A 26,323-nucleotide genomic window follows, 5' to 3' on the forward strand; every position below is an offset into this window, starting at 1 on the left:
TATATCCTGCCTTGAAGCGGTTACCTTTTTCCGGGTTTCAAAGCTCACTCATCGCAGACCGGAGAGGCAGTGCAATCCGGCCCGCGGTTGAAACCCTGCAAAAGGCAAACCGCTCCTGCGGCAGGGCACGGACGGCAACCTTCCGCAGTGGACCACGGGTTCACCGGATATTTACTGATTTTCCCTATCTTCGACCTTACGTCTTTCGATCTCCGCCAACTGTTCTACCTCTTCCCAAAACGTTTCCAGCAGTTCCTGCTCAGGTACCTTTTTCAAGAGGCGATCTCCTTTAAAGATAAGGCCGACGCCCTTTCCGCCGGCAAGGCCGATATCTGCTTCCCTGGCTTCTCCGGGTCCGTTTACTATGCATCCCATTACAGCCAGCTTCAATGGATACGGAATCCGTTGCGCCCTGCGTTCTACCTCGGAAGCCAGAGAAAAGAGGTCTATTTCACATCGCCCGCACGTGGGACATGAAATTATTTCCGGACCACGCTGTCTTATTCTCAGTGCCCGAAGGATCTCGTATGCGACCCGGACCTCTTCTGCAGGATCTCTGGTCAGCGAAACCCTCATAGTATCGCCTATACCATCCATGAGAAGGGCTGCAAGGGCGATACTGCTCTTGACGGTTCCGGGGATAAGCCCTCCTGCTTCGGTTACACCAAGATGCAGAGGAAAATCCGTCTCCCGGGACAAACGACGGTAAGCATCCACTGTATCAAGGACGTCCGAAGATTTTATGGAGATCTTGATGGACTCGCAGCCCATATCAACTATAAGGCCGATATTTCTGAGCGCGCTTTCCACCAGGGCTTCAGGTATTGGGCCGCCGAATTTTTTCCTGATGTCCTTTTCAAGGGAACCCGCATTGACCCCCACCCTCATGGATATCCCGTATTCTTTGACCTTTTCTACTACTCGTGCCAGCCTCTTCCAGCTTCCGATATTTCCGGGATTAATCCTTATGCAGTCGGCACCGGCTTCGATCGAGGCCACAGCCAGACGCCAATCAAAGTGTATATCTGCAATAACGGGTATGGAAATTGATTTTTTAATCTTAGAAATTGCCTGAGCAGCAGCAATATCAGGCACTGCCACCCTTATAATCTCGCACCCGACTTCCTGCAGGCGGTGAATCTGTGCGACAGTGCCGGTGACATCCCTTGTATCCGTGTTGCTCATAGACTGAACCGCAATGGGATAATCGCCGCCGATGGCCACATCCCCGACATGAATGACGCGGGTAGCTCTGCGCGCCCGGACTATGTTAGAAAGATTAGATTTCATAATAATTTATAATAAATCAGAGTCGGAGATTGGGCAATGCAGAGGCCATAAAGCCGCATCAAGTACCCATTATAGTGGCTGATTAATTCAGGGTCTGAGAGATTAGAAAAAATAAATCAATAAGTAGTTTAAATCCCTGGATATTATCTTCCGCTTTCTGCTGAACCCGTTGAAGTTTACCGATAAGGGTATTTACATCAATAAGATTTTTTGATTATATAAAAAAATGGAAAAAATCAAAAAACGCCTGCTCGTTATCGAAGATGACCAGAAAATCCTTAGCGTACTAAAGGATTATCTGACTTATTTTGGCTATGATGTTGTTACAGCTAGTGACGGGCTGCAGGGCTTGGAGGAGATCAAGAAAGACTATGACCTCGTAATAACTGACATAAGCATGCCTTATGTGAGCGGCATAGGGATCATCTCCGTTTTCAAACAAAATCATCCTGACACGCCTATAATTGCCATTACCGGTTACGGATACCACCCTGAAAAACTACCTCATGGGAAGAAGGCCGACCACGTTATTCACAAGCCTTTTAAAATGCAAGAGCTGAGAGAAACGATAGAAAATTTAATCTGAGATTGCTGTTTATGCTATCCGTCCTGTTTTTGCGGTGTAATCTTTTTCGAGATAACAACCACTTTTTCACCGACACCGGCATCAAGCACTTCTGCTGCACTTCCCTGATTTACGGCCACTTCCAGAAAACCGGAACTGCCGATAAGGGCCAGGGGCTTACCTTTGGCCACATCCGAGTAAGTGCTGAGTAAGGGTAATTCCATCCCCTTGATATTGACCTCGAACATTTTGCCAACAGGTCCCCTTTGCTGGATGAGGTCAGCGGGTATGTTGAGAATCAGGCTTCCAAAGCCGTCCATGTATATTACTTCGCCCCCAATGTATTGTTCCCTGATAACTGGTTCGGGCCATGGCAGCCGAACAGGATCCGGACAGAGAGGGCCAAAGGAGTGCGGTTCTGCTCCAAGGCTCAGATGAGCTGCAACAGGGGCAAATATATCCCTTCCGTGGAATGTATTGCTTACCGGATGCCTGAAATAGCGACTGTTCTTTATGCTGAAGCATGTCACTTGTTCGGAATATCTGAACACCATGGTCAAGAGACCGTTGTCCGGCGCCAGAAAGATGTAACGCTTCGTAACGGCCAGAAGACCAGCTCTTGGGGATCCGACACCGGGGTCAACTATAGCAAGAAAGCAGGTTCCGGGCGGGAATTCCCTGAAAGCAGATCCCAGCATAAAGGCCCCGCCCATGATATCCTGAGAGGTAACTTGGTGACTGATGTCCACGATATGCAGGGCTGGATTGATGCCAAGCATGACTGCCTTGACTATCCCCACATAGGGGTCCTTTAACCCGAAATCACTCAGAAATGCCAGGATCATCAATGGACCTGCAAAAGCAGGCTGATATGACATGCAAATGGTCGGGGCGAGAGGATTCGAACCTCCGACCCCCTGAACCCCATTCAGGTGCGCTCCCAGACTGCGCCACGCCCCGACATACGACTGTCAATAAACTCAAGCATACTTCAGCTTGGCCCCGATACCATTTTTTTGAATATACGTCAATGATTCTGAAGCCCGCTGTATTAAGCTGAGACCGATTATATTTCAGGGCTTTTGCAGTGTAAATAATATTTCGCGGACACCGGAAACCCGGTTTTTTTTCTTTATGACTATTGAGTTAGCTCCGCTTCGATATATAGTCTTTGATTATTGGGTAATCATCCCTTGTCCCTCCAATGCTTTCATCCCTTGTTTTCTGAGACTTTTGCAGCATGGGACCCTCCCTGTTCTCCTCCGCTTCGCTCCGGAGCCAGGGTTTCCCATACTGCAAAAGCCGAGAAAACTACGGGACTTCCGCAAGTCGCTCCAAGGGATGATTACCCAATAATCCGTTACAATTAGCATATGATGCGGAGCTAACTCAATAGTCATATTTTTCTTTTTAGCGCTGTCCTGATCGCGATAAATATGATAATTTTGTAAATATTCTTATGAACCCGTTATATCCTGCCTTGGAGCGGTTACCTTTTTCCGGGTTTCAAAGCTCACTCATCGCAGACCGGAGAGGCAGTGCAATCCGGCCCGCGATCGAAACCCTGCAAAAGGCAAACCGCTCCAAGGCAGGGCGCGGACGGCAACCGTTCACGGGAGGGGGGATATTTCTTTGAACAGTTTAACCCGAATTATGCAGCAGCCAAGTTTGCCAAAGATGCGAGGCGGAAGGCACGCAGACGTACTTTTGTACTTCAAGTGCCTGACAACAAAGCAGATTTGGTAAAATTGGCTGCCCCTTGTGGCTTCAAATACCGAACAATTTTTAACTCCGGTGGAATGCACCTTTTGGGTGAACATTCCAAACTGGACAATACACCATAACTTACTGATTTTTCTATTTGTTCCTTATTGTTCGGTGTTTGAAGTGCATAATTTGGGTTTAACGGAAGCCCCCGTAGTTTTCTCGGCTTTTGCTGTGGGGGAAACTGCATCGCCTTAAGCGCAGCGTAAGGCGAATGCAGAGGGGGCAGGACATCCCCCATGTCAAAAGCCTTAAGAAAACAAGGGGCTGAAGTGTGAAGTGAAAAGAAATATCCCCTTCCAGTGAACGGTTGCTGGGACCACGGGTTCACCGGATATTTACAAAATTGTTGTAGCATGCCTTGCAAATGCGAACTTGATATAATTTTTTTTGCAGACTCGCGTCAGCCTGTTTCGATTCCCGGCTGGAAAGAGCTTATATTCCAAGTCGCTGAGAACTCTGGGTCAATATTATGAACGATAAAGAAAACACAGACAGTCCGGAAAACCAGCATGAACAAGGTAGTCTTTCGAGCCGGTTCCGCCGGGCTTGTGGATCACTGGCAGCCTGGATATGGTCAGGGCCTGAACCTGACGGGCAAAGATGGCTGAAGTCACTGAAGATAGCCATGCGGATTCATCTTATAGTATTCCAGGAATTCCAGCGTGACCTCATAACCCTCAGGGCCAGTGCCCTGACCTATACGGTGGTCCTGTCTCTGGTCCCCATGCTCGCTTTGGGTACCGCTGTCTTAAAGGGCCTGGGCGCCGGAGGCCAGATGCGTGAGGCCGCTTATAAGTTTATTGACCAGCTTGAGCTGACCGTAACCCCTGCCGAAGAAAGTGGGGAACAAATCACATCGACTGCCGGCCCTGCTCCTGCCCAACAGACTGATAAGGAAAGATCAGCAGCGGCAGAACCGGTCCCAAAGGACCTTGCTGTCCACCTCCGGAGGGCAGTGGACCAGGTCTTTGATTATGTGGATCGCACCAACTTCGCCACATTGGGTGCCTTTGGGATTCTGGGGCTTGTAATTGCAGCAATTTTCGTCATGAGCAGCATCGAGCAGGCCATGAATGTCATCTGGCAGGCAGAGAGCAGCCGGCCAATCGGCCGGAAGATAATGGACTATTTGGCCCTTATGATCCTGTTGCCTGTAAGCATAAATACGGTCATGGCCACAATGGCGACTCTTCATAGCCATGCCCTTCTGATCAGGCTTCAGGGCGTGATGCCGGCAACATGGCTGGGGCCTTTCCTCCTTAACATGGTACCGATAGTCCTGTTGGTAGCCACTTTTACTATATTGTACAGATTTCTTCCGAATGCCAAGGTAAAGATTTTCCCGGCCCTGGCAGGCGGAGTCTGCGGCGGGCTGGGCTGGCTCCTGATACAGGTCATCTACATAAAGCTTCAGATAGGTGTGGCTCGTTATAACGCCATCTACGGCTCCTTTGCCACCTTGCCGCTCTTCCTGGTCTGGATGCAGATGGGCTGGGTGGTCTTTCTGGCAGGTGCGGAAATGGCCTTTGCAGTTCAGGTATGGCGTAGTTATCCCCGCAAAGGCGCCATACCGGATCCGAGCACCCGGCTGGCCCTTGCCTTTGACATCATGGAGACAACCCTGGCGGACTTCAGCGAAAGGAGGGTTACAGATCTGACCGGCCTTGCTCGGCGTCTCAGGCAACCGGATGCCTGTGTTGCAGGCGTGATTGAAACTCTCTTAAGTAAAGGTCTGTTAAGGGAAGTTGATGGGGAAAAAGATCGATTCGTGCCAGCAGCACCGGCTGAAGAAATCAATCCTGCGGAAATTATCGATCTGATATGCGGCACGGAAGTACCGTCTTCTCCAGGAGGCCGCATGGCTGAGGAGTGCCTGAAAGCGGCAAGGTCCTTTCTGGCCGGGAAAAAAATGATATACAGAAAACGATGACCAGATCCGTATTGTTCGACATGGACGGGGTAATACTTGACAGCATGTCATATCATGTAAGGGCCTGGCAGGAGGCCCTGTCCGAGCACGGGTTTTCAGTATCTACTGAGCTACTTTATCTCCACGAGGGCGCAATTGAGCCGGATACGGCCGCGGCGATCTTTAATGACAGCGGGCGTTCTGTAGACGCCGACATGTTCCGTGATATACTGGATCGCCAGATGCAGATATTCGCTGCCAGTTACCAGTCTATGGTCAAGCCGTTTCCTGAGGTGCCGCAGATGCTGGAGCGGCTCCGCAAAGCAGGGTGGCAACTTGCCCTGGTTACAAGTTCTCATGCGGAAATCCTCAATAAGGTCCTGCCATCCGAGATCAGGAGTTGTATGGACCATATTGTCACCGGAGATCAGGTTAACAAGAGAAAACCATTCCCGGATCCATTTCTGACCGCCCTTTCAGCTCTTGGGCAGGGGCCGGAGGCATGCTTTGCGGTGGAAAACTCCCCTGCCGGTATTATGGCCGCCAAGGCCGCGGGCCTTCACTGTGTTGCACTCACCACAACCCTTTCTGAAGAGCACCTGTCTGGTGCGGACATAGTGCTTAACTCTCATGCCGAGCTTATTGATTATATCAATAGGGTGGAATAGGATCTTGGATTTACGGCGTTCTCTTGCCCGAGTATTTGGTGGCTATGAACGAACATGATAAAGCCGGCGCCGGGCCTCCGGGCCTGTGTGATTATTCGGCCTTAGCGGAAAAATATCTGCACAGACCTGTGTCAGAGGCCCAGGCAGAAATATGGTCGCTGGTGCTCACTGCCCGTGATGTCCCTCACAAGATCCTTCAATCACTACAGGGGTACAGGATAGCAGTCCCTCCGGATCATGTAAATCTGGCTGTTGTAGAGCTTGAGGAATATGAAAGCGAGAACCGGGAATGGCCTTTGGCGCTTGAAGTTACTCCATGGTATCCGAATGCACGATCCACCTTTTGGATCATACTTATACTGACTGCCGTTTTCAGCGCTTCTTTTTCAGATGACTGGAGAGGGCGATTGATTGCAATTGGCAGCGGCAACGTGGACAGCATCCTTCATGACGGCCAGTGGTGGCGCCTGGTTACTGCCCTGACATTGCATGCAGACCCTCCTCATCTGCTTGGAAACATGATGATTGGGGGTTTAATGATGGTCTGCCTCTGCAGCCTTCTGGGTACCGGCCTGGGGTGGGGGATCGCCCTCCTGTCAGGTGTATCCGGCAACTTGATTAACGCCCTGGTTCACGGGGAGGCCCACAATTCAATCGGGTCTTCTACAGCCATTTTCGGTGCATTGGGTGCGATAATGGCGCTTCAGACACTCGGCGCACGGCGCCTTTCTCTCAGAAATAGCATAATTCCAATCGGGGCCGGCCTTGCACTTCTGGGGTTTCTGGACACCCATGGCAAGCACACGGATCTCGGGGCACACCTCTTCGGCTTCATATCAGGCATGATCCTGGGGCTGTCCGCAGGACAGCTATTGAAGGCCTCGGCCCTTCCCTGTCTCAGAACCGATCATGCTATAGGAATGATCACGTGCCTTGTGCCGATCCTGGCATGGCTGATAGCATTCCGATATTAAACCCGGATAGCGAAAAAAATGTAAATATTCGGTTTCGGCCGGTGGACATTTTCAACTATTTCAATCCATGTTTGAGGTAGGATTAAGGCTGGTGTATGATGGCCCGAAAATTAGGACAAAGGACTGAGCAATGGACTACAAAAAGACACTAAGCCTTCCCAGGACACGCTTTCCGATGAAGGCAAATCTCGCCCAGCGGGAGCCTGAAATACTCAGGCGCTGGAAGGCCATGGACCTTTACGGACAAATGAGAGACCAGGGAAAGGGGCGTCCCCTTTTCATACTTCATGACGGTCCTCCATATGCAAATGGCCGCATACACCTGGGACATGCGATCAACAAGGTCCTGAAGGACATAATTGTAAAATCTTACCATATGATGGGATTTGACACCCCGTATGTACCGGGTTGGGACTGCCACGGGCTGCCCATTGAGCACAACGTTGAGAAAGACTTGGGATCCAAGAGGTTCGAGATGAGCAAGCTGGCCGTGCGCAAGGCGTGCCGGAAATATGCGGAAAGATTCGTACGCATACAGAAAGAAGAATTCTCAAGGCTGGGAGTATTGGGGGACTGGGACAACCCATATCTCACAATGTCCCATGATTACGAGGCCTCCATCTGCAGAGAATTCTGCCGCATATTTATGGATGGCCGCATATTCAAGAGTAAAAAACCGGTCTATTGGTGTCCTGGCTGTATGACTGCCCTGGCAGAGGCTGAGGTAGAATACGCCCCCCACAGGTCTCCTTCCATTACGGTAAGATTTGCAGCCGGGGATAGCCTCAATCAGTGGCTTAAGGAGCGTTTTGGAATGCTCGCTGGTCCTGCCTTTGCACTCATCTGGACCACTACTCCCTGGACCCTGCCTGCCAACATGGCAGTGGCACTGCACCCTGACTATGACTACGTGGTGGCTGAAGTCCGGGTTGGGGGAAAAAAAGAAGTCTGGATACTGGCTGAGGGAAGGCTGCTTTCCACCCTGCTTGCCGCCGGTCTTGAGCAGAAAGATGCCAGGGTCCTTGGTACATTCAGGGGCGGGGACATCGAAGGAATGCATGTGAAGCACCCATTCCTGGAAAAAGAAGGTCTCCTTATTGTCGCCACGTATGTTACGCTGGATACGGGCACAGGTTGTGTTCATACAGCCCCGGGCCACGGAGCGGATGACTATGAAAGCGGTATCAGATATGGTCTTGATATCTATTCCCCTGTAGACGACCACGGCAGGTTTACATCAGAGGTAAAGGAATTCGAAGGGGAAGACATATTTAATGCAAATGACAGGATCGTCGAAATGTTGAGGGATAAGGGCAGCCTTGTGGCTCATGAGACCATTGAGCACAGTTATCCTCACTGCTGGCGCTGCAAAAAGCCTGTAATTTTCCGGGCGACTGCCCAATGGTTTATCTCCATGGATGCAGGGGCGCTGCGTGAAGAGGCCTTGCGCGCCATAGAGACGGTCAGATGGATACCGGATTGGGGAAAAGAGCGTATCTACGGAATGGTGGAGACCAGGCCTGATTGGTGCATTTCCAGACAGAGGGCCTGGGGCGTCCCTATAACGGTCATTATCTGTGAAGATTGCGAAGGACCTGTAATGGATCAGGCAATAGCGGACCGCATAGTAGAAATCTTTGAAAAAGAAGGCTCTGATACATGGTTCGCAAGGCAGGCAGAGGAATTCCTCCCTCCCGGAGCTGCTTGTCCTAAGTGCGGCGGCACGAGAGTCCGCAAGGAGACCGATATACTGGATGTCTGGTTCGATTCAGGAGTGAGCCATGCAGCGGTCCTGGAGACACGGAAAGGGCTTTCCTCTCCGGCCGCCCTTTATCTGGAAGGAAGTGACCAGCACAGGGGATGGTTCCAGAGCTCACTTCTCACCAGCGTGGCGACCAGGCACCAGGCACCTTATAAGGCAGTGCTTACCCATGGTTTTGTTGTGGACGGAGAGGGGAAGAAGATGTCCAAGTCAGTGGGGAATGTCATCCCGCCGGCTGATGTCATCAAGAAATACGGAGCAGAGGTGCTGAGGCTCTGGGTCTCGGCAGAGGACTATCGGGATGACATAAAGATCTCTAACGAGATACTTCAGCGCCTGACTGAAGCGTATAGGAAGATCCGTAATACCATTCGTTACCTTCTCAGCAACCTGTCTGACTTCGACCCGGAAAAACATTCTTTGGATTTTGACCGGATGGAGGTCCTTGATCGCTGGGCACTGGTGAGACTTGGAGAAATCACTACAAGGGTCAGACATGCATACAAGGAGTTTAAGTTTCACGTCGTGTTCCGCCAGATACAACAGTTCTGTACAGTTGACCTGAGCGCCCTCTACCTGGATATCTTAAAAGACAGGCTCTATTGTGAATATCCGGAGGGCCGTATTCGTCGCTCCGCGCAGACAGCCATCTATCGTATTGTCCATGATGTATTGCTTCTCATGGCCCCGGTACTTTCATTTACCGCCGAGGAGGCCTGGGGCCACCTGCCCGGCGCCAGGACCGAGAGCGTTTTTCTGGCGGATTTACCCGATCCCCCGCCCGTATCCATTGATAAATCGTTTTATGCTGAATGGGAACTCCTATGGCGAATCCGGGGAGAAGTTACAAAGGCACTGGAGCTTGCCAGGAAGGAAAAACGGATAGGCCTTGCCCTGGATGCCAAGGTCCTGATAAAGCCTCCGGAAGATATGGCGGATTTTCTGGAGGGGCGCAGGGAACTATTAAGGACTATCACCATTGTCTCTCAGCTTGACTTGATGAGCGTGGAACCCGACCCGGGAGATAGCGCCGTATGGCAAAGCGATGAGATTGAAGGGCTTGCTGTCAAGGTTATCCGGGCATCGGGTGAAAAGTGTGCCAGGTGTTGGACCTGGAGTGAAGATGTGGGCAAAGATCCTTCATGGCCTGATGTGTGCGGCCGGTGTGCGGGAGTACTCAGGAATTTGATGATTCAGTGATTTGGTGCTTAAGTGATTAATTGGTCTTTCAGCGACTGGTGCCGTGACCGGTTCAAGCCCTATCTGCTTTCAGTGGCCCGTTTTTTGGGAGGGCTCGGCCTTTCTCCCAATATGGTCAGCATCATCGGGCTTATTGCCTATGGAGCAAGCGGCCTGGCACTCGGCATGGGGCATCCGGCGGTTGCCGGCTGGCTGCTTGCCGTATTCGGGCCCCTGGATGCTGTTGACGGAATGCTCGCCAGGGAGCAGGGACAAGTCAGCCCCTTTGGCGCCTTTCTTGACTCGACGGTGGACAGGTATGCCGAGTTCTTTCTCTTTTTGGGGCTGATGACCTATCTGATACTACACAGGCAGGGCGGGTTGCTCGAAGCGGCCCTTGTGCTTTCCGCAATGACCGGGTCTCTCCTTGTCAGCTATACCAGGGCCAGGGCAGAGGCCCTGGGTTTTAACTGTAAGGTGGGAGTCCTTACCAGGTTTGAACGTCTGTTCCTCCTTGCCGTGGGCCTTATCTTCGGCTGGATTTATCCAATTCTGGTAATTCTTGCGGTCTTTACCCATATAACCGCCCTTCAGCGTATTATTCACGTATACAAACAATCAAGTGATTAAATTACCAAATAAGGGTGCTCTTTACATAGTAGGCACTCCCATTGGAAATCTTAAAGACATAAGTATAAGGGCCAAAGAGGTCCTTGGCCAGGTATCTCTTGTTGCGGCAGAAGATACGAGGAGTACCAGAAAGCTGCTCACTCATCTGGGCATCAGGGTCGGCCTCCTGAGCTGCCATAAGCACAATGAAAGGACCAGCGCCAAAAAGGTCATTACCTTGCTTGAAAAAGGAAAGGATGTGGCTCTGGTATCAGAAGCCGGTACCCCTGCACTCTCAGACCCGGGCGCAGGCATGGTAAAATTCGTCAGGGAGGCCGGCTTCAGCATAATTCCGGTACCGGGGGCATCCGCTATTGTCGCGGCACTGAGCGTGGCAGGCATGCCGGCAGGCTCCTTTTTTTTCGCCGGTTTTCTTCCGAGCAAGCAGGCTGAAAGATGCAAGATCCTTGAGCAACTGGCAGAAATCCCGCACACGATCGTGCTCTTCGAGGCACCCCATCGCCTGCCTGATGCCCTGGAAGATATTCTGGGCATCTTAGGTGACAGGCAGATGGTAATGGCCAGGGAGCTCACAAAGATACACGAGACCGTGATATACGGCTCGGTATCAGGTATTATGGAGCAGGTTTCAAAGCAGAGCGTGAAGGGTGAGATTACATTGGTGATGGAAGGGGCGGAGGAGGGCGAATACAAAGAAAACTTCCAGGACCCGGAGGCGGTAAAAAAAGCGCTTCAACACCTGATTTCAGGAAAGAGCTTGTCAGTCAGGGATAGCGTGGATCTTCTGGCCCGGCTTACCGGCATTACCAAAAGCCGGGTATACCCGCTCGCCCTGGAGATCAAGCAGAAAGACAGCCGGTCCAGGGGATTGCGGGGAGACTGATTACCATGCAGAAAGCACATTACTGGAATCACCCCGATCACCCAGTCAAAGTGGTTGCCATAATCCCTGCACGTTTCGGCTCATCCAGATTTCCAGGGAAACCCCTTGCAGAGATTCATGGCAGACCCATGATTCTCCATGTGCATGAAAGGGCGCTGGAGGTCCCCGGAGTTGACCAGGTAGTAGTGGCAACTGATGATTCGAGGATTGCGGAGTGCGTGGAAACAGCCGGTGGAACGGTTTTTATGACAGACCCCGGTCATCCTTCAGGGACCGACCGGATTGCAGAGGTGGCAAGGCTTATCGAGCTCTCGGACAATGATGTAGTGGTTAATATCCAGGGAGACCAGCCCCTGCTTGATCCGCAACCAGCAGTTGAGATAGTAAGGATGCTCCTTGATGTGCCTGAAGTTGCCATGACAACTCCTGCATGCCCTCTTGAGGCCCGGGAGGCCCTGAATCCCAACCGGGTCAAGGTGGTCGTGGACAATAACTGGAAGGCCCTCTACTTCTCCAGGGCCTTAATTCCATATTATAGAGACTCTGATACAGGGGAAGATCTGCCCGGGGGATCAGGTCATTACTATCTCAGGCACCTGGGTCTATACGCCTATAGACAGAATTTTTTACAGACCTTTGTTACTCTCCCTCCCGGGCAACTCGAACAGATAGAACGGCTGGAACAGCTCAGGGCCCTTGAAAACGGCTATTCGATCGGAGTAGTAAAGGTAGCAGAGGCTCCGCTGGAAGTAGACACGCCGGAGGACCTGGATGCAGTCCGCTCAGCCCTGGCCGGGCAGTAATGCCTGGGGACGATGAGCTGTAGTCAAATATATCCGAATGACTCCCCGTTCGGATAAGGCAAAGCCCGCAGCCCTATGACAACCCTCCGACTTATTGAGAGGTTACGATTCTTTGACGTATGAGCGTAATTTTGTTATTTATCTATAAAAATTATGAACTACGCTGAACTTATCAGAAGCCTGACGAAACCCGGATGTTGTTTTAGACGTTATGCAAAAGGCGGCCACAAGATCTGGCGGCATCTCCAATTGGAGCTGGAAGCAAAGACCGGCATACTCCGTGATCACTTGCCAAACAGGGCCTTAAGGACCTTAGTATGAAATTCCGTCCGTGTATTGACCTCCATAAAGGCAAGGTTAAGCAGATTGTGGGTTCTACCCTCAATGAGGATAATCCCGAGACCCTCAAGGAAAATTTTGTCGCTGAGAGGTCTTCCTCTTATTATGCAAAGATTTTCAGGCGTGACGGCCTTACCGGCGGACACGTGATTATGCTGGGCCCCGGGAACGAGGCCGCAGCCGCAGAGGCCCTTTCGGCATGGCCGGGCGGTTTGCAGGTAGGCGGCGGGATCAATGCGGACAATGCGGGATACTGGCTGGATCAGGGGGCGGCGGCCGTTATAGTGACTTCATACGTCTTCAGGGATGGCGCCATAGATGAAGAACGGCTCAAGGCCCTGGCGGGGCTTGTAGGCAGGGACAGGTTGGTTCTGGATCTGAGCTGCAGGAAAAGGGGAGGGGACTACTACATCGTCACTGACAGATGGCAGCGATTTACTGACGTGATAATTTCTTCTGAGACCCTTGATTATTTCTCAAAGTACTGCTTTGAGTTTTTGATTCATGCAGCAGACGTGGAGGGAAAATGCATGGGGGTAGAGGAGGATCTCGTGGAGCTGTTGGGCCGCTGGACACCAGTTCCTGCTACTTACGCCGGAGGCGCCTGCTCCATGAAAGACCTTTACCTGGTGAAGGAACTCGGCCGGGATAGATTGGATATTACCATTGGAAGCGCGCTGGACATCTTTGGCGGCAAAGGGGTTTCCTATGTCGAGGTCGTAGCCTTTAATGCGAAGCAGCCAGATTCAGGATCGGGATTTGTTCATGAAGAGCCATTCTGATGTTTCAGGAAGATCCGGGTCCCCATGCGCGGATCCAGATGAGATGCGCCGCTGGATAGAATACCTGGCCCTTGAAATCGGTCCCCGCCCGTATTATTCGCCAAGTCTTCTGAGAAATGTGGCTGATCGCCTTGCAGGAAATTTTAAAAGCTTAGGGTATAATGTGGATGAGCAGCTTTATTATTACAGAGGGGAGATATACTACAATATATGCGCTTCCCCGAAAGCCGGGAAGATGGAACAGGGATCCATGCCATTGCTTGTAGTGGGAGCCCACTATGATACGGTACCGCATTCTCCAGGGGCGGATGACAACGCAAGTGGAATAGCCGGTATCATGGAATTGGCCCGGTTGATTTCAAAAGATCCGCCACCCGGCGTGCGGCTCGTGGCCTTTGCCCTTGAAGAGCCACCTGTCTTCAGGACGCGACACATGGGGAGTTTTGTGTATGCCAGCAGGCTGAAGAGCAATAAGGCCCATGTAAGAGGCATGATATGCCTCGATATGATAGGATATTTCAGTGATCGTCCCAAAAGCCAGTCGTTTCCTCTTTTCTTCATGGACCGTTTTTATCCCGATATCGGCAACTTCATCGCCCTCGTGGGCAATACGAAGTCCTCGAAATGGACTAAAGAGGTCATACACGCCTTTTCAAGAGGCACGGACCTGCCGGCAGAGAGATTGAACGCCCCGATGATAGTTGTGGGCGTAGATTTTTCAGACCACTGGTCTTTTAATCACTTCGGTTATCCTGCCCTTTTGGTCACAGATACGGCCTTCTATCGGAATCGCAACTATCATCGTCCTTCTGATATGCCCAAGACACTGGATTTTCATAGGACGGCAAAGGTGATAGACGGTCTGGCTCATGTGGTCAGGACTTTGGCATAGTGTGGAAGTGACTGGAGGCTTAATTGAGTTTTGATGTAATAATAGTTAATTACAGTTGCCATGAGGCGCTGGGCAGGTGCCTTTCAGGGCTTGAGAGATGGGAGCGCTCAAAGCTCGATACAGTCTATGTGGTGGACAACAGCCAGACCTCCCTTCCTGATGATCTGGTAAGACGGTTTCCCGGAGTAATCTGGCTGGCAAACAGTGAAAACGTCGGTTTTGCCAGGGCGGTCAACCAGGCCCTTGCCAAGGCCACTGCACCATACGTATGCCTCTTGAACCCGGATGCAGAAGTATCAGGACCTTTATGGGGTCCTCTTGAGGAATGGCTGGAAAGGAATTCCCGCGTGGGTATTGTAGGCCCGAGGATATTGAATACTGATGGCTCTATCCAAGGCTCTGCCAGGACCTTTCCCACACTGGCTACAGCTTTTTTCGGAAGGACCGCACTCATTTCACGTCTATTTCCGGATAACCCCTTTACCAAAACAAATATTTTGACATCCCGATCTATATGCGAGGCTACTGATGTGGATTGGGTCTCCGGGGCCTGCATGATCGTGAGGCGTTCGGCAGTGAAAGACGTCGGTCCCATGGACCAGAAGTTTTTTTTGTATTGGGAAGACTGTGACTGGTGTACCCGGTTTCGATCTGCAGGATGGAAGATAGTCTATCATCCAGGAGCAGGACCAGTGATCCACCACGTAGGCCAGGCCAGCAAAAATGCCAGGTGGCTTGCCCTTTACCACTTTCACAGGAGCGCGGTTCTTCTCTACTGGAAGTATGATCGTACACCGGCGAGAATCGGTTCTCTGATAGCCTTGGCGGGGGCAACATTAAGGTGTGGTGTATTGGGTCTCAAGTTGGCATTGAGGTAGATCGCATTCACTTTTCGTCCAAAGACAATCATCCTGGAACCTGAAAACTGCGTACAGAGTCAAGATGGCAATTGTATTACCATTTCGCGGAATAAGATATAATACCGGTCGTGCCGGGGATATGGCCCAACTGGTAGCCCCGCCTTATGATGTAGTTGATGATGAGAGACGAGATGAGCTTGTATCCAGAAATCAATACAACATCTTTTCCCTTGAATTATCCAAACCTGATTTTAACGGAATGCATAAGGTAGATAAATATACCTGTGCAAAGAGGAGATTTGAGAGCTGGCTGTCAGGAAAAATCCTGGAGCAGAAAGATGAGCCTGCCATCTATCCCTATGACATCGGCTTTTCGTTCCGGGGTGGTGATTATTGCAGAAAGGGATTTGTGGCGTTGATACGCATAGAGGAATGGGAGAGTCGAATCGTACGCCCCCATGAGCAGACCTTCGACAGGGTGACGGAAGATCGATTTTGCCTGTTACAGGCCACAGAGGCCCAGTTCAGCCAGATTTTCATTCTTTATCGCCACAACCCTGATGTTGCTCGTATCTTGGGCGGATCAGAAAGGAAAGAGCTCTATACCGTAAAGGACGAGGCAAGTAATACCCATAGATTATGGAAAATAACTGATGTGGACAGGCTGAAATCTCTTCATGAGTGTCTGCTGGAAACTGTTCTGTATATTGCCGACGGTCACCACCGCTACACCACTGCTATAAGATACCGAAACAAGATGCAAAAGGTTTATGGAAAAGACCCGTCAAGGCCTTATAACTACCTCATGGTTTATCTCGTAGATGCGGAAGATCCAGGCCTTGTAATCCTTCCGGTTCACAGGGTTGTTACCCTGCCGGAGGACCTGGATGTGAAGCTCGCAGAAATCACGGCATCTCAAGTGTTCGAAGTTGAAACAATCTCTCATGCCCAGAATATGGAGCCGGAGCAACTATGCAACAACCTGATTCAATGCCTTGATAATAAACCGCAGAGACGAGGGGTCGGAGTGGTTTTTGGAAAGGGGAAAGCGGCACAGGTCTGGTGGCAAAAAGCAGCGGATCAAAGCAGATTATTGCCGCGCTTACACCCAGCCCTGTCAGAACTTGATGTGATCCTGGTGGAAGAGGCCGTTATTAAGAAAGTCTTTAAAATCAATCCCCAGGGCCTGGAGGCGGGAAAGACCATGAAGTTCACAATAGATGCTCCAGGTGCCGTTGAGGCCTTAGGTGAAAGCGATGTGCTTTTTATCCTGCGGCCAACACCGGTTGATCATGTCCTGGATGTTGCCGATGCAGGACTTATCATGCCTCACAAATCAACCTACTTTACACCGAAGATCTTGACCGGCCTGGTAATCAACTCGGTGGACAGGAATAAGCCGGTGTGGACGATTTCCTAAGCAAGGAAAAACTTCAGGCGTTCGCGGCGGCTCGAGTGCCTTAACCTGTTCAGGGCCTTCTTTTCTATCTGGCGGATACGCTCTCGTGACACGTTGAAGCGCTTTCCTATCTCCTCCAAGGTATATTCACTGTCTTCGCCTATACCAAAGCGGAGACGAATGATCTTCTCTTCCCTTGGGCTGAGAGTGGCCAGAATGCCTTTTATGCGCTCTGTAAGCTCTCTTTCACGTACTGTTTCGTAGGGGGAGACAATATCCATGTTTTCAATAAAGTCGCCTAAGGTGCTGTCTTCATTTCCGACTGGCGTCTCCAAAGAGACCGGTTCCTTTGAGGCCTCCAGAATAGACAAGATTTTTTCCAGGGGCAGTCCCGTTCGCAGTGAGATCTCGGCAGGCGTAGGCTCCCGGCCAAGCTCCTTTAGCAGGGCGTAAAATGCCTTAAAGAACTGGCTACGGAGTTCCAGGAAATGCACTGGAAGGCGTATTGTGCGTGTCTTGTCCAGGATGGCCCTGGTAATAGCCTGACGTATCCACCAGCTGGCATAGGTAGAAAACTTGTTGCCCTTTGTGTAATCAAACCGGAAAACAGCTCTCATCAGACCGAGGTTGCCTTCCTGGATCAGGTCGGGCAGTGACAGCCCTTGATGCATATATCGTTTGGCAATGCTGACCACTAGACGGAGGTTGGCATTGATCATTTCATCCTTGGCCACCTCTATTTTTGCCCGGTGTCTATCGACAGCTACCCCGAGAGGTTTAAGGCTGTCATCCTCTGGGTAAATTTCCAAGATACTGGCAACTGCACTTATCAAATAATTTAATTGCTGTTTTTTGGGCTTAAGGGTGGGATCACGACGTCTCCATATACGAATCTGCTCTCTCAAGCCTTCCATTGCAGGCAGATCCGAGGGGTGTTCCATGATGGCCCTGATAATCCCGTTAAAGCCTTCTCTGATTGTGCGGCTGAGATCCCGCTCATTTTCTGGCGTAAGAAGTTCATATCTACCCATTTCTCGCAGATAGGTAGTAGTAATCTCCTCTGAATCGGTATGACCTCCGGCATCAAGAACCACTGCCGCATTCTTGGATTCAGTCTTCTCCTCAGGGGCATCGTCCGTTCCTTTTTCGGCCGGACATTTATTTTCTGCGAGTTCTTTTAACAACTTCTCTTTGGAAACGGTCACTAATTCGGGGCCATCAATGACTTCAATATTATTAAGGCACAGCAGATCAAATATCTCTTCAAGCCTTTCAAGATCCTTTTCCTCATCAGGTATCAGCTCATTGAGCACCTGATAAGTAAGTGTACCTTTTTGGCCTGCCTCAATCAGACGATACAGATAATCATTGGATGACTCATTCTTTTTAGTAGGCACTTTTTCGGCCATGGTTTCATCCAGAACAAACTTTGTTAATTATTGTTCATTATATTGTAAATATTTGGTGAACCCGTTATATCCTGCCTTAAAGCGGTTACCTTTTTCCGGGTTTCAAAGCTCACTCATCGCAGACCGGAGAGGCAGTGCAACCCGGCCCGCGTTCGAAACCCTGCAAAAGGCAAGCCGCTCCTGCGGCAGGGCACGGATGGCAACTTCCACAGCGGACCACGGGTTCACCGAATACTTACATTATATGTCAAACTGGACCTGGACATGGCTGATGCAGACCATGAGCAATTTTCCTGTTTGGCCAATTCTGGCCACAAGACAAACCTGAAATATAGACGATTACCTGTTTAATTGCAAATATTAATTAAAGAGTTTAGGTCCGATGACCTTGAATGTAAAGTGCTTAATAGAAAAAAAGACAATACAGGCAGCTCCCTGCCAAGGACCTTGGAGGCACTTTATAACCGGTCACAGAGTGCTTCTTCCGGAAACGATTTGCGTCAGCCCTGTAGTTTTCTTGGTCTTTGCAGCATGGGAAACCCCCGGCTCCGGGCGCAGCGAAGGAGAACGGGGGAGGGCCTCCCATGATGCGAAGGCCTTAAGAAAACAAGGGGCGAGAGCATGTTGGAAGAAGAAGCACTCTGTGACCGGTTACGTCACTTTTTTACTTTCCATATCGGCGGGGAAGATATCCGTGCCGTCTATATAGGTCCATGGCTGTTTCAAAATTGGAAAGCCAATCGCTTGCATCCGTTTCCCTTTTTGGTATTTATGGTTATATTGCAAAATGTTCTGCAATATGATTCCACATCTTGGAGTATAAACTATGGAACGGACCCCATTTACAAAAGAGGGTTTCGAAAGGCTTAAAAAAGAACTTGATACCCTGGAGAGGGTGGAAAGATTTAAGGCAATCAAGGCTATTGAAGTAGCCAGGGCCCACGGTGACCTAAGTGAAAATGCCGAATATCATGCTGCAAAGGAACGACAGGGTCAACTTGAAGCCCGCATTCGTTACCTTCACAGCAAACTCTTTGCAGCAGAAGTGATTGAAAATGAAAACCAGGACTGTGACAGGGTTGTATTCGGGGTCAAGGTCAGGCTGGTAAATATGGATAGCGGAGATGAAGTTGTCTATAGACTGGTGGGTCCGGACGAATCCGATGTACAAAAAGGAAATATTTCGGTTAAGTCCCCTCTCGGCCGGGCATTGATAGGCAAATATGAGGGAGATGATGTTAAAGTCAGCACACCGGCAGGGCTCAGGAATTATGAAATACTGGAGATCTTTGTCTGACGTGCTGCCTTAAATATTCTCGGTGGGCCATCCCATGGGTACGCATAGCACAGGGCAGGGGAGAAGGCGAACCACTTTTTCCACTGTGCCGCCGAAAAATATCTCGTCGATCTGTCCCTTTCCCTTACTTCCGTAGCCGCCCATTAAAATAAGGTCGGCTTGAAGTTCCCTTGCCTTTATGGCAATTTCCTGAAATGGGGAGCCATAAGATACGATAGTATCTTTTATCAGGATATCACTGTTCCAATTATTCAAAAGATGCCGAAATTCCTGTTTGGCCTGGTTCGTAAGCCGTTCTTTTACATTCTCAATCGTTTCTTTGGTATAATTAGCGATTCGTGAAACCTCACTCGAATTTACTACATGAATGAGCAATAATTCCGCTTTCCATGAAGAAACTATTTTTCTCGCATACCTTATTGCATTTGCTGAACAATCTGAAAAATCCACAGGCACCAGCACCAAAGATATTTCCATTCTGTACATAACCTCCAAATTTTCATTTACATTACAAGAAAAAACAACAAATAAGAAGACCCGCTTGTAAATATTCTTATGAACCCGTCCGTGGTCCACTGGCAACCGGTCACACAGGGTGCTCCTTCTTCCAACATGCTCTCGCCCCTTGTTTTCTTTAAGGCTTTTGACATGGTGGATGTCCTGCACCCTCTGCATTCGCCTGCGCTGCGCTCCGGAGCCGGGGGAGGGTCTCCCTCCCATGCTTACGAAGGCCTTAAGAAAATAAGGGGCTGAAGTGTGAAGTGAAAAGAAATATCCCCTGCCAGTGAACGGTTACGTGGGACCACGGGTTCATAAGAAATTTACGACTCACTGCACAGACAAATTGTTCAGGATGTGGTCCTGAATCCATTTCTGATCCCACCACTCTAAGGGATTAACAAATACCCCCTGGACCATCATTCCGAAGTGCAAATGGTCTCCACCCGCCAGACCGGTCATGCCGGTTGTCCCTATCTTTTCCCCACGTTTCACCTTATCACCTGCTGATACCCGGATTTCGCTGAGGTGGGAATACATACTGAAAAGGCCGAGGCCGTGATCCAGGATTACTGTATTTCCATATATCCCAAGGTAGTCTGCAAACACTACAAGGCCCGTATTTCCTGCCGGGACCGGAGCATGAGAAACTGACGCAAGGTCTGAACCCATGTGATAAGACCGGCCGATTTCCTTGCCCTTGTAATAGTAATGACGCTCATCCCCAAAACCTGCCCTGAAGGCCGAATTAGGAAGGCAAACAAAGCTTCCGTGCCAGAGGATTTCGGGAACGCTTTCCTTGCAGTAACTCTCGATTTCCTTATTGCTGCGGCGCCTCAATTCACTGTTTATTTCGAGAAATACTTCAGGGTATGAACCTTTTAATTCAGGGTATCTGGCCATGAAGTCCGGTATTTTCTGCTCAAGGAACCAGTCAGTTATATTTATCTTGTCCACCTTTGGAGGTTTGCGAAGGATGCGATAAGGAAAGCCGGCCCTGGCAATGTTTCCAGCCTGGTCTACCGCCTCGATGAGCACCTTCTTCGGCTTACTGACATTGAAGGGAACCGCCACCATAGCCACGTACATATCCTCTGCCCCTCCAGGCATTGGATAACCCCGGAAAAATCTTTCGCCTATCCAGACTCCCGTCTTACTGGGTAATTCACTTACCCTATAAGATACAAGGCCGGTACCTCCTGTCCTTATATTATGAACAGTACTTTTCACTGCTATTCGGGGCGGTGTCATGTCTATTGAAACTTCTGTCTCCCAGGTCTGCTCATTGCCTTTGAGACCGTTCCGCCACGAAGAGTCCCTTGCTGTGATCAGGAGGAGGGCTTTGCCATCGGCCATACCCGACTCGAACGGCTTAATGACCCAGGAGACCGTCTCGTCCTTTACGCCGGATCCCCTCCACCACTCCTTTACCTTGTGAATCCTTGGATCAAGTTCAAGGACCTTATCACCCTGGCTCAGGACGGCAGAAATCGACCTTATTCCGCTACGGGCGTCTTTAACCTTAACCGTGAGCGTGTACTCCCTTCCCATTGTCTCCGGGATCTGGACTACCTGCAGATCCGGAGGGCTTCCTTCCAGAAGAAAATATCCAAGAAAGCATCCGGCAGCTATAAGGCCTGCAAGGACTATTAATGCAGTGTAACCAAAAAACTTGCCCATTTGCTCCTCCTCGAAAATCTCTAAGGGTCCTTTGCCGACCCTGCTTCTATCTTAAGGCCGTTAAATTCGTTCATAGCGGCTTCAATGCCCTTCTCCAGAAAACACACCAGACCCTTTGTGCCGATGCCGAGGATCTTATCAATTATCGGGACCTCTTCAGGCATGAAAGGTGATAGGACGTATCTGTCTATCGGCACAGGACTGCCAGGCCTTCCGATGCCGATCTTTAAACGCGGGAATTCCTTGCTGCCGACAGAACCTATAATGGATTCAACTCCTTTATGTCCCCCGGATCCACCCCCCTGTGCGAACTTCAGCCTTCCCAGGGACAGGTCCAGATCGTCATGTACCACTATGAGCCTGTCCCGGGGGATTTTGTAAAAATCAAGGACTGAGGCTACTACCTCGCCACTTCTGTTCATGTAAGTGAGAGGCTTAAGCAGTATAACAGGAATGCCTGCTATAGAACCCGATACACTTTCATATAAGGGAAATTTCTTATGCAGGATAAAATCAAGACCGAACTGAGAGGCCAGACTATCCAGGGCTGCAAACCCCACATTATGGCGTGAATTCCTATACTTGAGACCAGGATTTCCGAGGCCTGCCAAGAGCATTCTGGACAAGATCAGCTTTCACCTTTTATGCCTGCAAATAATGGCACTGAAATTGGATCACCCGCCCACGCAGTGATCATGCCATTTACTCGGATTCCTCTTTTTCCTCTTCCTCGATTTCTTCCTCTTTCTCCTCTTCAGGTTCCTCGGCTGCTGAAGTCACGACGGTCATCAAGGCCGTCTCGGGATCATCTAAAAGGCGGACTCCTTCCGGAGGTGTAATGTCCGCCACATGGACGGCGTCTCCCAGCCCGAGATCAGAAACATCGACCTGTATTTCCCGCGGAATGGCCAAAGGAAGGCAGGATATCTTAACAGTTCGTTGGATGATTTCCAGGACACCCATATCTGTTTCGACACCCTTGGCCTTACCCACTGCTGCGATGGGCACCTCAACCTGCACCTCTTCGTCCATGAGGGCTTCGTAAAAATCCACATGGCATATTTGGTCATCCACCGGATGCAACTGCAGGTCCTTGATTAGGGCGGTATGACTATTGCTGTCTCCATTGCCCGTTAAATTCAGAGTGAAAAGCAGCGGCTCTCCACGTGCCGAATTCAGCAGTTTGTTGAATTCATGAGAGTTTACAGAAAGAGGAATGGTCTCGCTCTTTGGCCCGTACAGTATCCCTGGGGTCTGCCCTGCATGGCGGAGCTTGCGGGCCACGCCTTTTCCGGCCTTTGTACGTACATGGGCCTCTATTGCCACATGTTTCATTGTAAAAACTCCTTATTAGACAAATAGTGAACTTACTGAATCGTCTTTATGTATGCGTCTTATGGCCTCCCCCAGAAGGTCGGACACGGACAGCACCTTGATCTTGTCAACCTTTTGGGCCTCTTCCCTCAGGGGAATAGTATTTGTAACCACCAAGGACTTAAGTACCGATTCCCTGATGCGATTTACCGCCGGGCCTGAGAGTACCGGATGTGTAATACAGGCATGGACTTCATTGGCACCGTGTTCCTTGAGGGCCTCAGCCGCCTTGCAAAGGGTGCCGGCAGTATCCACCATATCGTCCAGTATGACAGCCGTCTTCCCTTTTACGTCGCCAATAATATTCATGACTTGCGTCTCGTTAGGCCGATCCCTGCGCTTGTCGATTATGGCCAATCCAGCCCCCAACCTCTTGGCAAAGGCCCTTGTCCGCTCAACTCCGCCTGCGTCAGGAGATACCATCACCACTTCTTCCGGAAATCTATTTCTGAGATAATTGAGCAGTATCGGAGCTGCAAAAAGGTGATCCACAGGTATGCTGAAAAAACCCTGGATCTGGGTGGCATGGAGATCCATGGCAAGGACCCTCCTGGCACCCGCCGTGGTGATAATGTCCGCCACGAGCTTGGCGGAAATAGGGACTCTTGGAGCCGCCTTTCGATCCTGCCTGGCATAACCATAATATGGCAATACCGCCGTAATTCTCCTGGCTGACGCCCTTCTCAAGGCATCCACCATTATGAGAAGTTCCATCACATTATGGTCTACAGGGGGGCAAGTGGGCTGGATCACAAATACATCCGCACCTCTTACGTTTTCCCCTATCTCCACAAACACCTCACCGTCGCTGAAGGTTCGCACAGATGCCCTGCCAAGAGGCATGCTCAGGTAGTCACATATTTCCTGAGCCAGGGCAGGATGGGCATTTCCGGCAAAAATCATCATATGATCTATTGGCATAGTAAAAAACCTTAATTTTTTTTAATTACATCATGGCTGGGGTGGGAGGATTCGAACCTCCGAATGCGGGCTCCAAAAACCCGTGTCTTACCGCTTGACGACACCCCAATGGTCCCATTTCAACTATAAACTCTCTGCCAAAAAAGTGTGAAGGCCCTTTCTGGCTTTGAGGCTGGAAGCTGCCCTGTGGGCTTCCTCCTGCGATATGAAGGATCCGATGACTGTCGATCCACTCCCTGACATCATGGCCGTCTCGGCTCCAAGTGCCATAAGATCGGCCTTGATCAGGCCTATTTCTGGATATCTGGCCATAACTACCTTCTCCAGATCATTCCGCCACATGGCGGCTCGAATAGCCTCACCGGAGTCAAAAATAGTGTCCTCCTTCTGCCCTGTCAATACGCAATTCTCATAAGCCCATCGAGTATTTACGCTAAAACCGGGATAGACCAATACATAACATCCATGAGGGGCATCAACGACTTCAAGCTCAGTGCCTATCCCCCTTCCCACTGCTGCAGGCGCCTCAAGAAGGAAAAACGGCACGTCTGCCCCGAGACTGCAGCCGAGAAAATGGAGAGACGCCCCATTAAACGGAAAGCCGGTCAGCTTGTTCATGCCTTTCAGCACGGACGCCGCATCACTGCTGCCGCCTCCCAGACCTCCGCCTATGGGAATCCTCTTTCTCAAAAGAATTTCAACCGCGAGGTCCAGACCGGATTTTTCCAGGAACAGTCTGGCCGCCCTGTATGCCAGGTTATCCGGGCCCGAGGCCAGGTTGCTGCCAGGACATTCCAGATAAATCCCTCCCCCTTTTTTCTGGTTCACAGAAATTTCAATCTCATCCCAAAGAGAAACCTTTTGGAATATTGTAAAAATGAGGTGATATCCATCCGGACGGCGGCCGTTAATCAGCAGAAACAGATTTATTTTGGCAGGGGCCAAAAGGCTCAAAGAACTCATGCGATGGTCACTTTACTGGTAACCGTTATTGCTTCTTGCCTTAATTACATGATCAGGACATAGCCTTGACATATCTCATTCGCAAATCGTAAAGTATGTGCTCCAAAAGGCCTTTTTCGTCTTCAACAAGATTTCCAGCCGTCTTTTCCTGGAGCATGGCCAGGGTGTCTATAGTGTGTTGAGCAAGAGTGAGATCCTTCTTTATCTCTCCTGAGCCGAACTCGGGGATTTCACCCAGATGGACCAGGGCTGACGTATTAAGAGAGAATATAAAGGTGGAAAAATTCACCTCAGGAAGTGGCACTGAATCAGGCCTTTCCGATTTAGTGGACCCGGAGTCTTTTGAATCTTTCTGATCTGAGACATTCTTGGCACCGTGCCTCTTGTCCGTGACCTTAAAGCCTTTCCCGTCATTGTGACTCATTGCTATCTTCTCCTTGGATTTTGAGGTATTTTCAGCAGAATCATTTCTCTATTAAAAATTAGAACAGGAAATGCTTTTGAGCAAGTCCATATTAAACGAAATAAGTACAATCTGTGCTTTGGTATCGAATAGTACAGAACTGGATATTTCATATAAGATACAGGCAGCAAGCACCGGGTAGGCTGCTTGCCATACAATTACTGCCATTGGTCTGAAGATTCTTTCATAGAGCAACCATTTTTTGAGTCAACTCCTCAATTTTTCTAATTTTTTTTCACAAAACGAAAAATTTGTCCATGACGGTGATTTTCCGTCAATGTTATTTCCGTATCATTTAACGTGCCTGTGGCGGCGATAGCCGGGTGCTTGACGGTTAGTATATATCCCCTCCTATACCAAGGCCCAAAAGGCCGGCAGCGGCCAATGTAGGACGTCTTTTTTATCAAGAATATCAATAGGTTATATTGCATTCCCCTTTGACATCACCCGCCGTCTATGGTAGTTATAATTTTATGGGTTTAATCAATGATGCATCGCAAAATATAGCTGACCGCCTGACATGGCATACCGCCAACAGGGATCAGGCCGGCATAGCCAAAAATCTTGCCGACGGACAAGATATCCCCGAAGTCTATGGCCTTGGAGAGGCAGGGCTCTTCGATGAATTCTTTTACTTCCTCGACCATCTTGGTTTTAAGGATTTGTTTATGGGGCTTGATCCCAAGTCAAAAAAACGAGAAAGCAATGTGCCGTTCATGGCCATTATTTTCATCTACTTGATGCGTATTGTCGCAGGCCTCAAATTCTTCTGGCACATTGACCCTGTCATCCTTCATTGTCAATCTCTTATGAGGATTGTGGGATTCAACGGTAGACAGATTAGAGAAGGCACATGTAATCGGGGAAAGGAAAAAACTCCCTGCGATTCTGATGAGGAAGGCAGACAACCAACCAAAATACGAGGCCCTGTGTGTCCTAATTTCATTGCTTCTTCCATAGCAGCTATTACTGCACCTGCCCTGGAAAGACTTTTTAACCGGGCAATAGTCCTCCTT

Annotated in this window: 26 protein-coding genes and 2 tRNA genes; 16 read left to right on the forward strand and 12 right to left on the reverse strand. The window is 49.9% G+C overall.

Annotated features, from left to right (window positions below):
* Window positions 1–171 precede the first annotated feature (171 nt).
* A complete protein-coding gene (locus C4B57_00360; GenBank protein ID PXF55943.1) occupies window positions 172–1,290 on the reverse strand; it encodes a 4-hydroxy-3-methylbut-2-en-1-yl diphosphate synthase in 1,119 nt (372 codons plus the stop codon).
* A gap of 226 nt (window positions 1,291–1,516) precedes the next feature.
* Between C4B57_00360 and C4B57_00365 the strand changes: the two genes are divergently transcribed.
* Window positions 1,517–1,876 (forward strand): response regulator, encoded by a 360-nt coding sequence (locus C4B57_00365; GenBank protein ID PXF55944.1) that lies wholly within the window; start codon window positions 1,517–1,519, stop codon window positions 1,874–1,876.
* A gap of 14 nt (window positions 1,877–1,890) precedes the next feature.
* Here the strand turns inward: C4B57_00365 and C4B57_00370 are convergent, their stop codons facing one another.
* Together C4B57_00370 and C4B57_00375 are read right to left on the reverse strand one after the other, a co-directional pair.
* On the reverse strand, window positions 1,891–2,733 hold the full coding sequence (locus C4B57_00370; protein PXF55945.1) for a hypothetical protein: 843 nt from the start codon (window positions 2,731–2,733) through the stop codon (window positions 1,891–1,893).
* A gap of 5 nt (window positions 2,734–2,738) precedes the next feature.
* Window positions 2,739–2,815: transfer RNA gene (locus tag C4B57_00375), tRNA-Pro, on the reverse strand.
* Window positions 2,816–3,393: 578 nt separating this feature from the next.
* Between C4B57_00375 and C4B57_00380 the strand changes: the two genes are divergently transcribed.
* The 12 genes from C4B57_00380 to C4B57_00435 all read left to right on the forward strand — a co-directional run bounded on the left by C4B57_00380 (window position 3,394) and on the right by C4B57_00435 (window position 16,723).
* On the forward strand, window positions 3,394–3,699 hold the full coding sequence (locus C4B57_00380) for a hypothetical protein (protein ID PXF55946.1): 306 nt from the start codon (window positions 3,394–3,396) through the stop codon (window positions 3,697–3,699).
* A 392-nt stretch (window positions 3,700–4,091) separates the two neighbouring features.
* A complete protein-coding gene (locus tag C4B57_00385) occupies window positions 4,092–5,552 on the forward strand; it encodes a YihY/virulence factor BrkB family protein (GenBank protein PXF55947.1) in 1,461 nt (486 codons plus the stop codon).
* Window positions 5,492–6,199 carry an HAD family phosphatase gene (locus C4B57_00390; GenBank protein ID PXF55948.1) on the forward strand — a complete coding sequence of 236 codons (708 nt, stop codon included), beginning with the start codon at window positions 5,492–5,494 and terminating at the stop codon, window positions 6,197–6,199. Before C4B57_00385 ends, C4B57_00390 begins: the two co-directional genes overlap by 61 nt.
* A gap of 44 nt (window positions 6,200–6,243) precedes the next feature.
* Complete coding sequence (locus tag C4B57_00395; GenBank protein ID PXF55949.1) at window positions 6,244–7,173, forward strand: rhomboid family intramembrane serine protease; 930 nt, start codon at window positions 6,244–6,246, stop codon at window positions 7,171–7,173.
* Window positions 7,174–7,303: 130 nt separating this feature from the next.
* Window positions 7,304–10,135 (forward strand): isoleucine--tRNA ligase, encoded by a 2,832-nt coding sequence (locus C4B57_00400; GenBank protein ID PXF55950.1) that lies wholly within the window; start codon window positions 7,304–7,306, stop codon window positions 10,133–10,135.
* A 12-nt stretch (window positions 10,136–10,147) separates the two neighbouring features.
* Window positions 10,148–10,744: a CDP-alcohol phosphatidyltransferase family protein gene (locus C4B57_00405; protein ID PXF55951.1), complete on the forward strand. Its 597-nt coding sequence runs from the start codon at window positions 10,148–10,150 to the stop codon at window positions 10,742–10,744.
* Window positions 10,737–11,627: a 16S rRNA (cytidine(1402)-2'-O)-methyltransferase gene (gene rsmI, locus C4B57_00410; protein PXF55952.1), complete on the forward strand. Its 891-nt coding sequence runs from the start codon at window positions 10,737–10,739 to the stop codon at window positions 11,625–11,627. Before C4B57_00405 ends, rsmI begins: the two co-directional genes overlap by 8 nt.
* 5 nt (window positions 11,628–11,632) lie before the next feature.
* Complete coding sequence (kdsB, locus tag C4B57_00415; GenBank protein PXF55953.1) at window positions 11,633–12,430, forward strand: 3-deoxy-manno-octulosonate cytidylyltransferase; 798 nt, start codon at window positions 11,633–11,635, stop codon at window positions 12,428–12,430.
* A gap of 317 nt (window positions 12,431–12,747) precedes the next feature.
* Window positions 12,748–13,551 (forward strand): phosphoribosylformimino-5-aminoimidazole carboxamide ribotide isomerase, encoded by an 804-nt coding sequence (gene hisA, locus C4B57_00420; GenBank protein PXF55954.1) that lies wholly within the window; start codon window positions 12,748–12,750, stop codon window positions 13,549–13,551.
* A complete protein-coding gene (locus C4B57_00425; GenBank protein PXF55955.1) occupies window positions 13,499–14,443 on the forward strand; it encodes a hypothetical protein in 945 nt (314 codons plus the stop codon). Before hisA ends, C4B57_00425 begins: the two co-directional genes overlap by 53 nt.
* Before the next feature lie 23 nt (window positions 14,444–14,466).
* Window positions 14,467–15,321, forward strand: coding sequence for a hypothetical protein (locus C4B57_00430; protein PXF55956.1), 855 nt, complete (start codon window positions 14,467–14,469; stop codon window positions 15,319–15,321).
* Between the two features lie 64 nt (window positions 15,322–15,385).
* Window positions 15,386–16,723 (forward strand): hypothetical protein, encoded by a 1,338-nt coding sequence (locus C4B57_00435; protein PXF55957.1) that lies wholly within the window; start codon window positions 15,386–15,388, stop codon window positions 16,721–16,723.
* Here C4B57_00435 and C4B57_00440 read toward each other — a convergent pair.
* Window positions 16,720–18,111 carry an RNA polymerase subunit sigma gene (locus tag C4B57_00440; GenBank protein PXF55958.1) on the reverse strand — a complete coding sequence of 464 codons (1,392 nt, stop codon included), beginning with the start codon at window positions 18,109–18,111 and terminating at the stop codon, window positions 16,720–16,722. The two genes, C4B57_00435 and C4B57_00440, sit on opposite strands and share 4 nt — an antisense overlap.
* Window positions 18,112–18,493: 382 nt before the next feature.
* Here C4B57_00440 and C4B57_00445 point away from each other — a divergent pair, with 382 nt between their 5' ends.
* Both C4B57_00445 and C4B57_00450 read left to right on the forward strand, forming a co-directional pair.
* Window positions 18,494–18,820: a hypothetical protein gene (locus tag C4B57_00445; protein ID PXF55959.1), complete on the forward strand. Its 327-nt coding sequence runs from the start codon at window positions 18,494–18,496 to the stop codon at window positions 18,818–18,820.
* A 117-nt stretch (window positions 18,821–18,937) separates the two neighbouring features.
* Window positions 18,938–19,408: a transcription elongation factor GreA gene (locus C4B57_00450; protein PXF55960.1), complete on the forward strand. Its 471-nt coding sequence runs from the start codon at window positions 18,938–18,940 to the stop codon at window positions 19,406–19,408.
* 9 nt (window positions 19,409–19,417) lie between these two features.
* On the opposite strand, the gene C4B57_00455 is transcribed toward C4B57_00450, so the two are convergent.
* From C4B57_00455 to C4B57_00490, 8 genes are all read right to left on the reverse strand, one after another.
* Window positions 19,418–20,128 carry a hypothetical protein gene (locus C4B57_00455; protein PXF55961.1) on the reverse strand — a complete coding sequence of 237 codons (711 nt, stop codon included), beginning with the start codon at window positions 20,126–20,128 and terminating at the stop codon, window positions 19,418–19,420.
* 108 nt (window positions 20,129–20,236) lie between these two features.
* The gene (locus tag C4B57_00460) at window positions 20,237–21,586 is read right to left on the reverse strand and encodes a M23 family peptidase (protein PXF55962.1); all 1,350 of its coding nucleotides are present in this window, start codon (window positions 21,584–21,586) and stop codon (window positions 20,237–20,239) included.
* 20 nt (window positions 21,587–21,606) lie between these two features.
* On the reverse strand, window positions 21,607–22,203 hold the full coding sequence (locus C4B57_00465) for an aminoacyl-tRNA hydrolase (protein PXF55963.1): 597 nt from the start codon (window positions 22,201–22,203) through the stop codon (window positions 21,607–21,609).
* 85 nt (window positions 22,204–22,288) lie between these two features.
* The gene (locus C4B57_00470; protein ID PXF55964.1) at window positions 22,289–22,921 is read right to left on the reverse strand and encodes a 50S ribosomal protein L25; all 633 of its coding nucleotides are present in this window, start codon (window positions 22,919–22,921) and stop codon (window positions 22,289–22,291) included.
* A 15-nt stretch (window positions 22,922–22,936) separates the two neighbouring features.
* Entirely contained in the window at window positions 22,937–23,881 is a 945-nt protein-coding gene (locus C4B57_00475) for a phosphoribosylpyrophosphate synthetase (GenBank protein PXF55965.1), read from the reverse strand.
* Between the two features lie 33 nt (window positions 23,882–23,914).
* Window positions 23,915–23,989 (reverse strand) — tRNA-Gln (locus tag C4B57_00480).
* Between the two features lie 15 nt (window positions 23,990–24,004).
* Window positions 24,005–24,844 (reverse strand): 4-(cytidine 5'-diphospho)-2-C-methyl-D-erythritol kinase, encoded by an 840-nt coding sequence (ispE, locus tag C4B57_00485; GenBank protein ID PXF55966.1) that lies wholly within the window; start codon window positions 24,842–24,844, stop codon window positions 24,005–24,007.
* Window positions 24,845–24,896: 52 nt separating this feature from the next.
* Window positions 24,897–25,268: a DUF1844 domain-containing protein gene (locus tag C4B57_00490; protein PXF55967.1), complete on the reverse strand. Its 372-nt coding sequence runs from the start codon at window positions 25,266–25,268 to the stop codon at window positions 24,897–24,899.
* Between the two features lie 512 nt (window positions 25,269–25,780).
* On the opposite strand from C4B57_00490, the gene C4B57_00495 reads away from it, so the two are divergent.
* On the forward strand, window positions 25,781–26,323 hold a 543-nt coding region (locus C4B57_00495), incomplete at its 3' end, for a hypothetical protein (GenBank protein ID PXF55968.1).

This window comes from Deltaproteobacteria bacterium (genome assembly GCA_003194485.1).
In the GTDB taxonomy this organism is placed as follows: domain Bacteria; phylum Desulfobacterota; class Dissulfuribacteria; order Dissulfuribacterales; family UBA3076; genus UBA3076.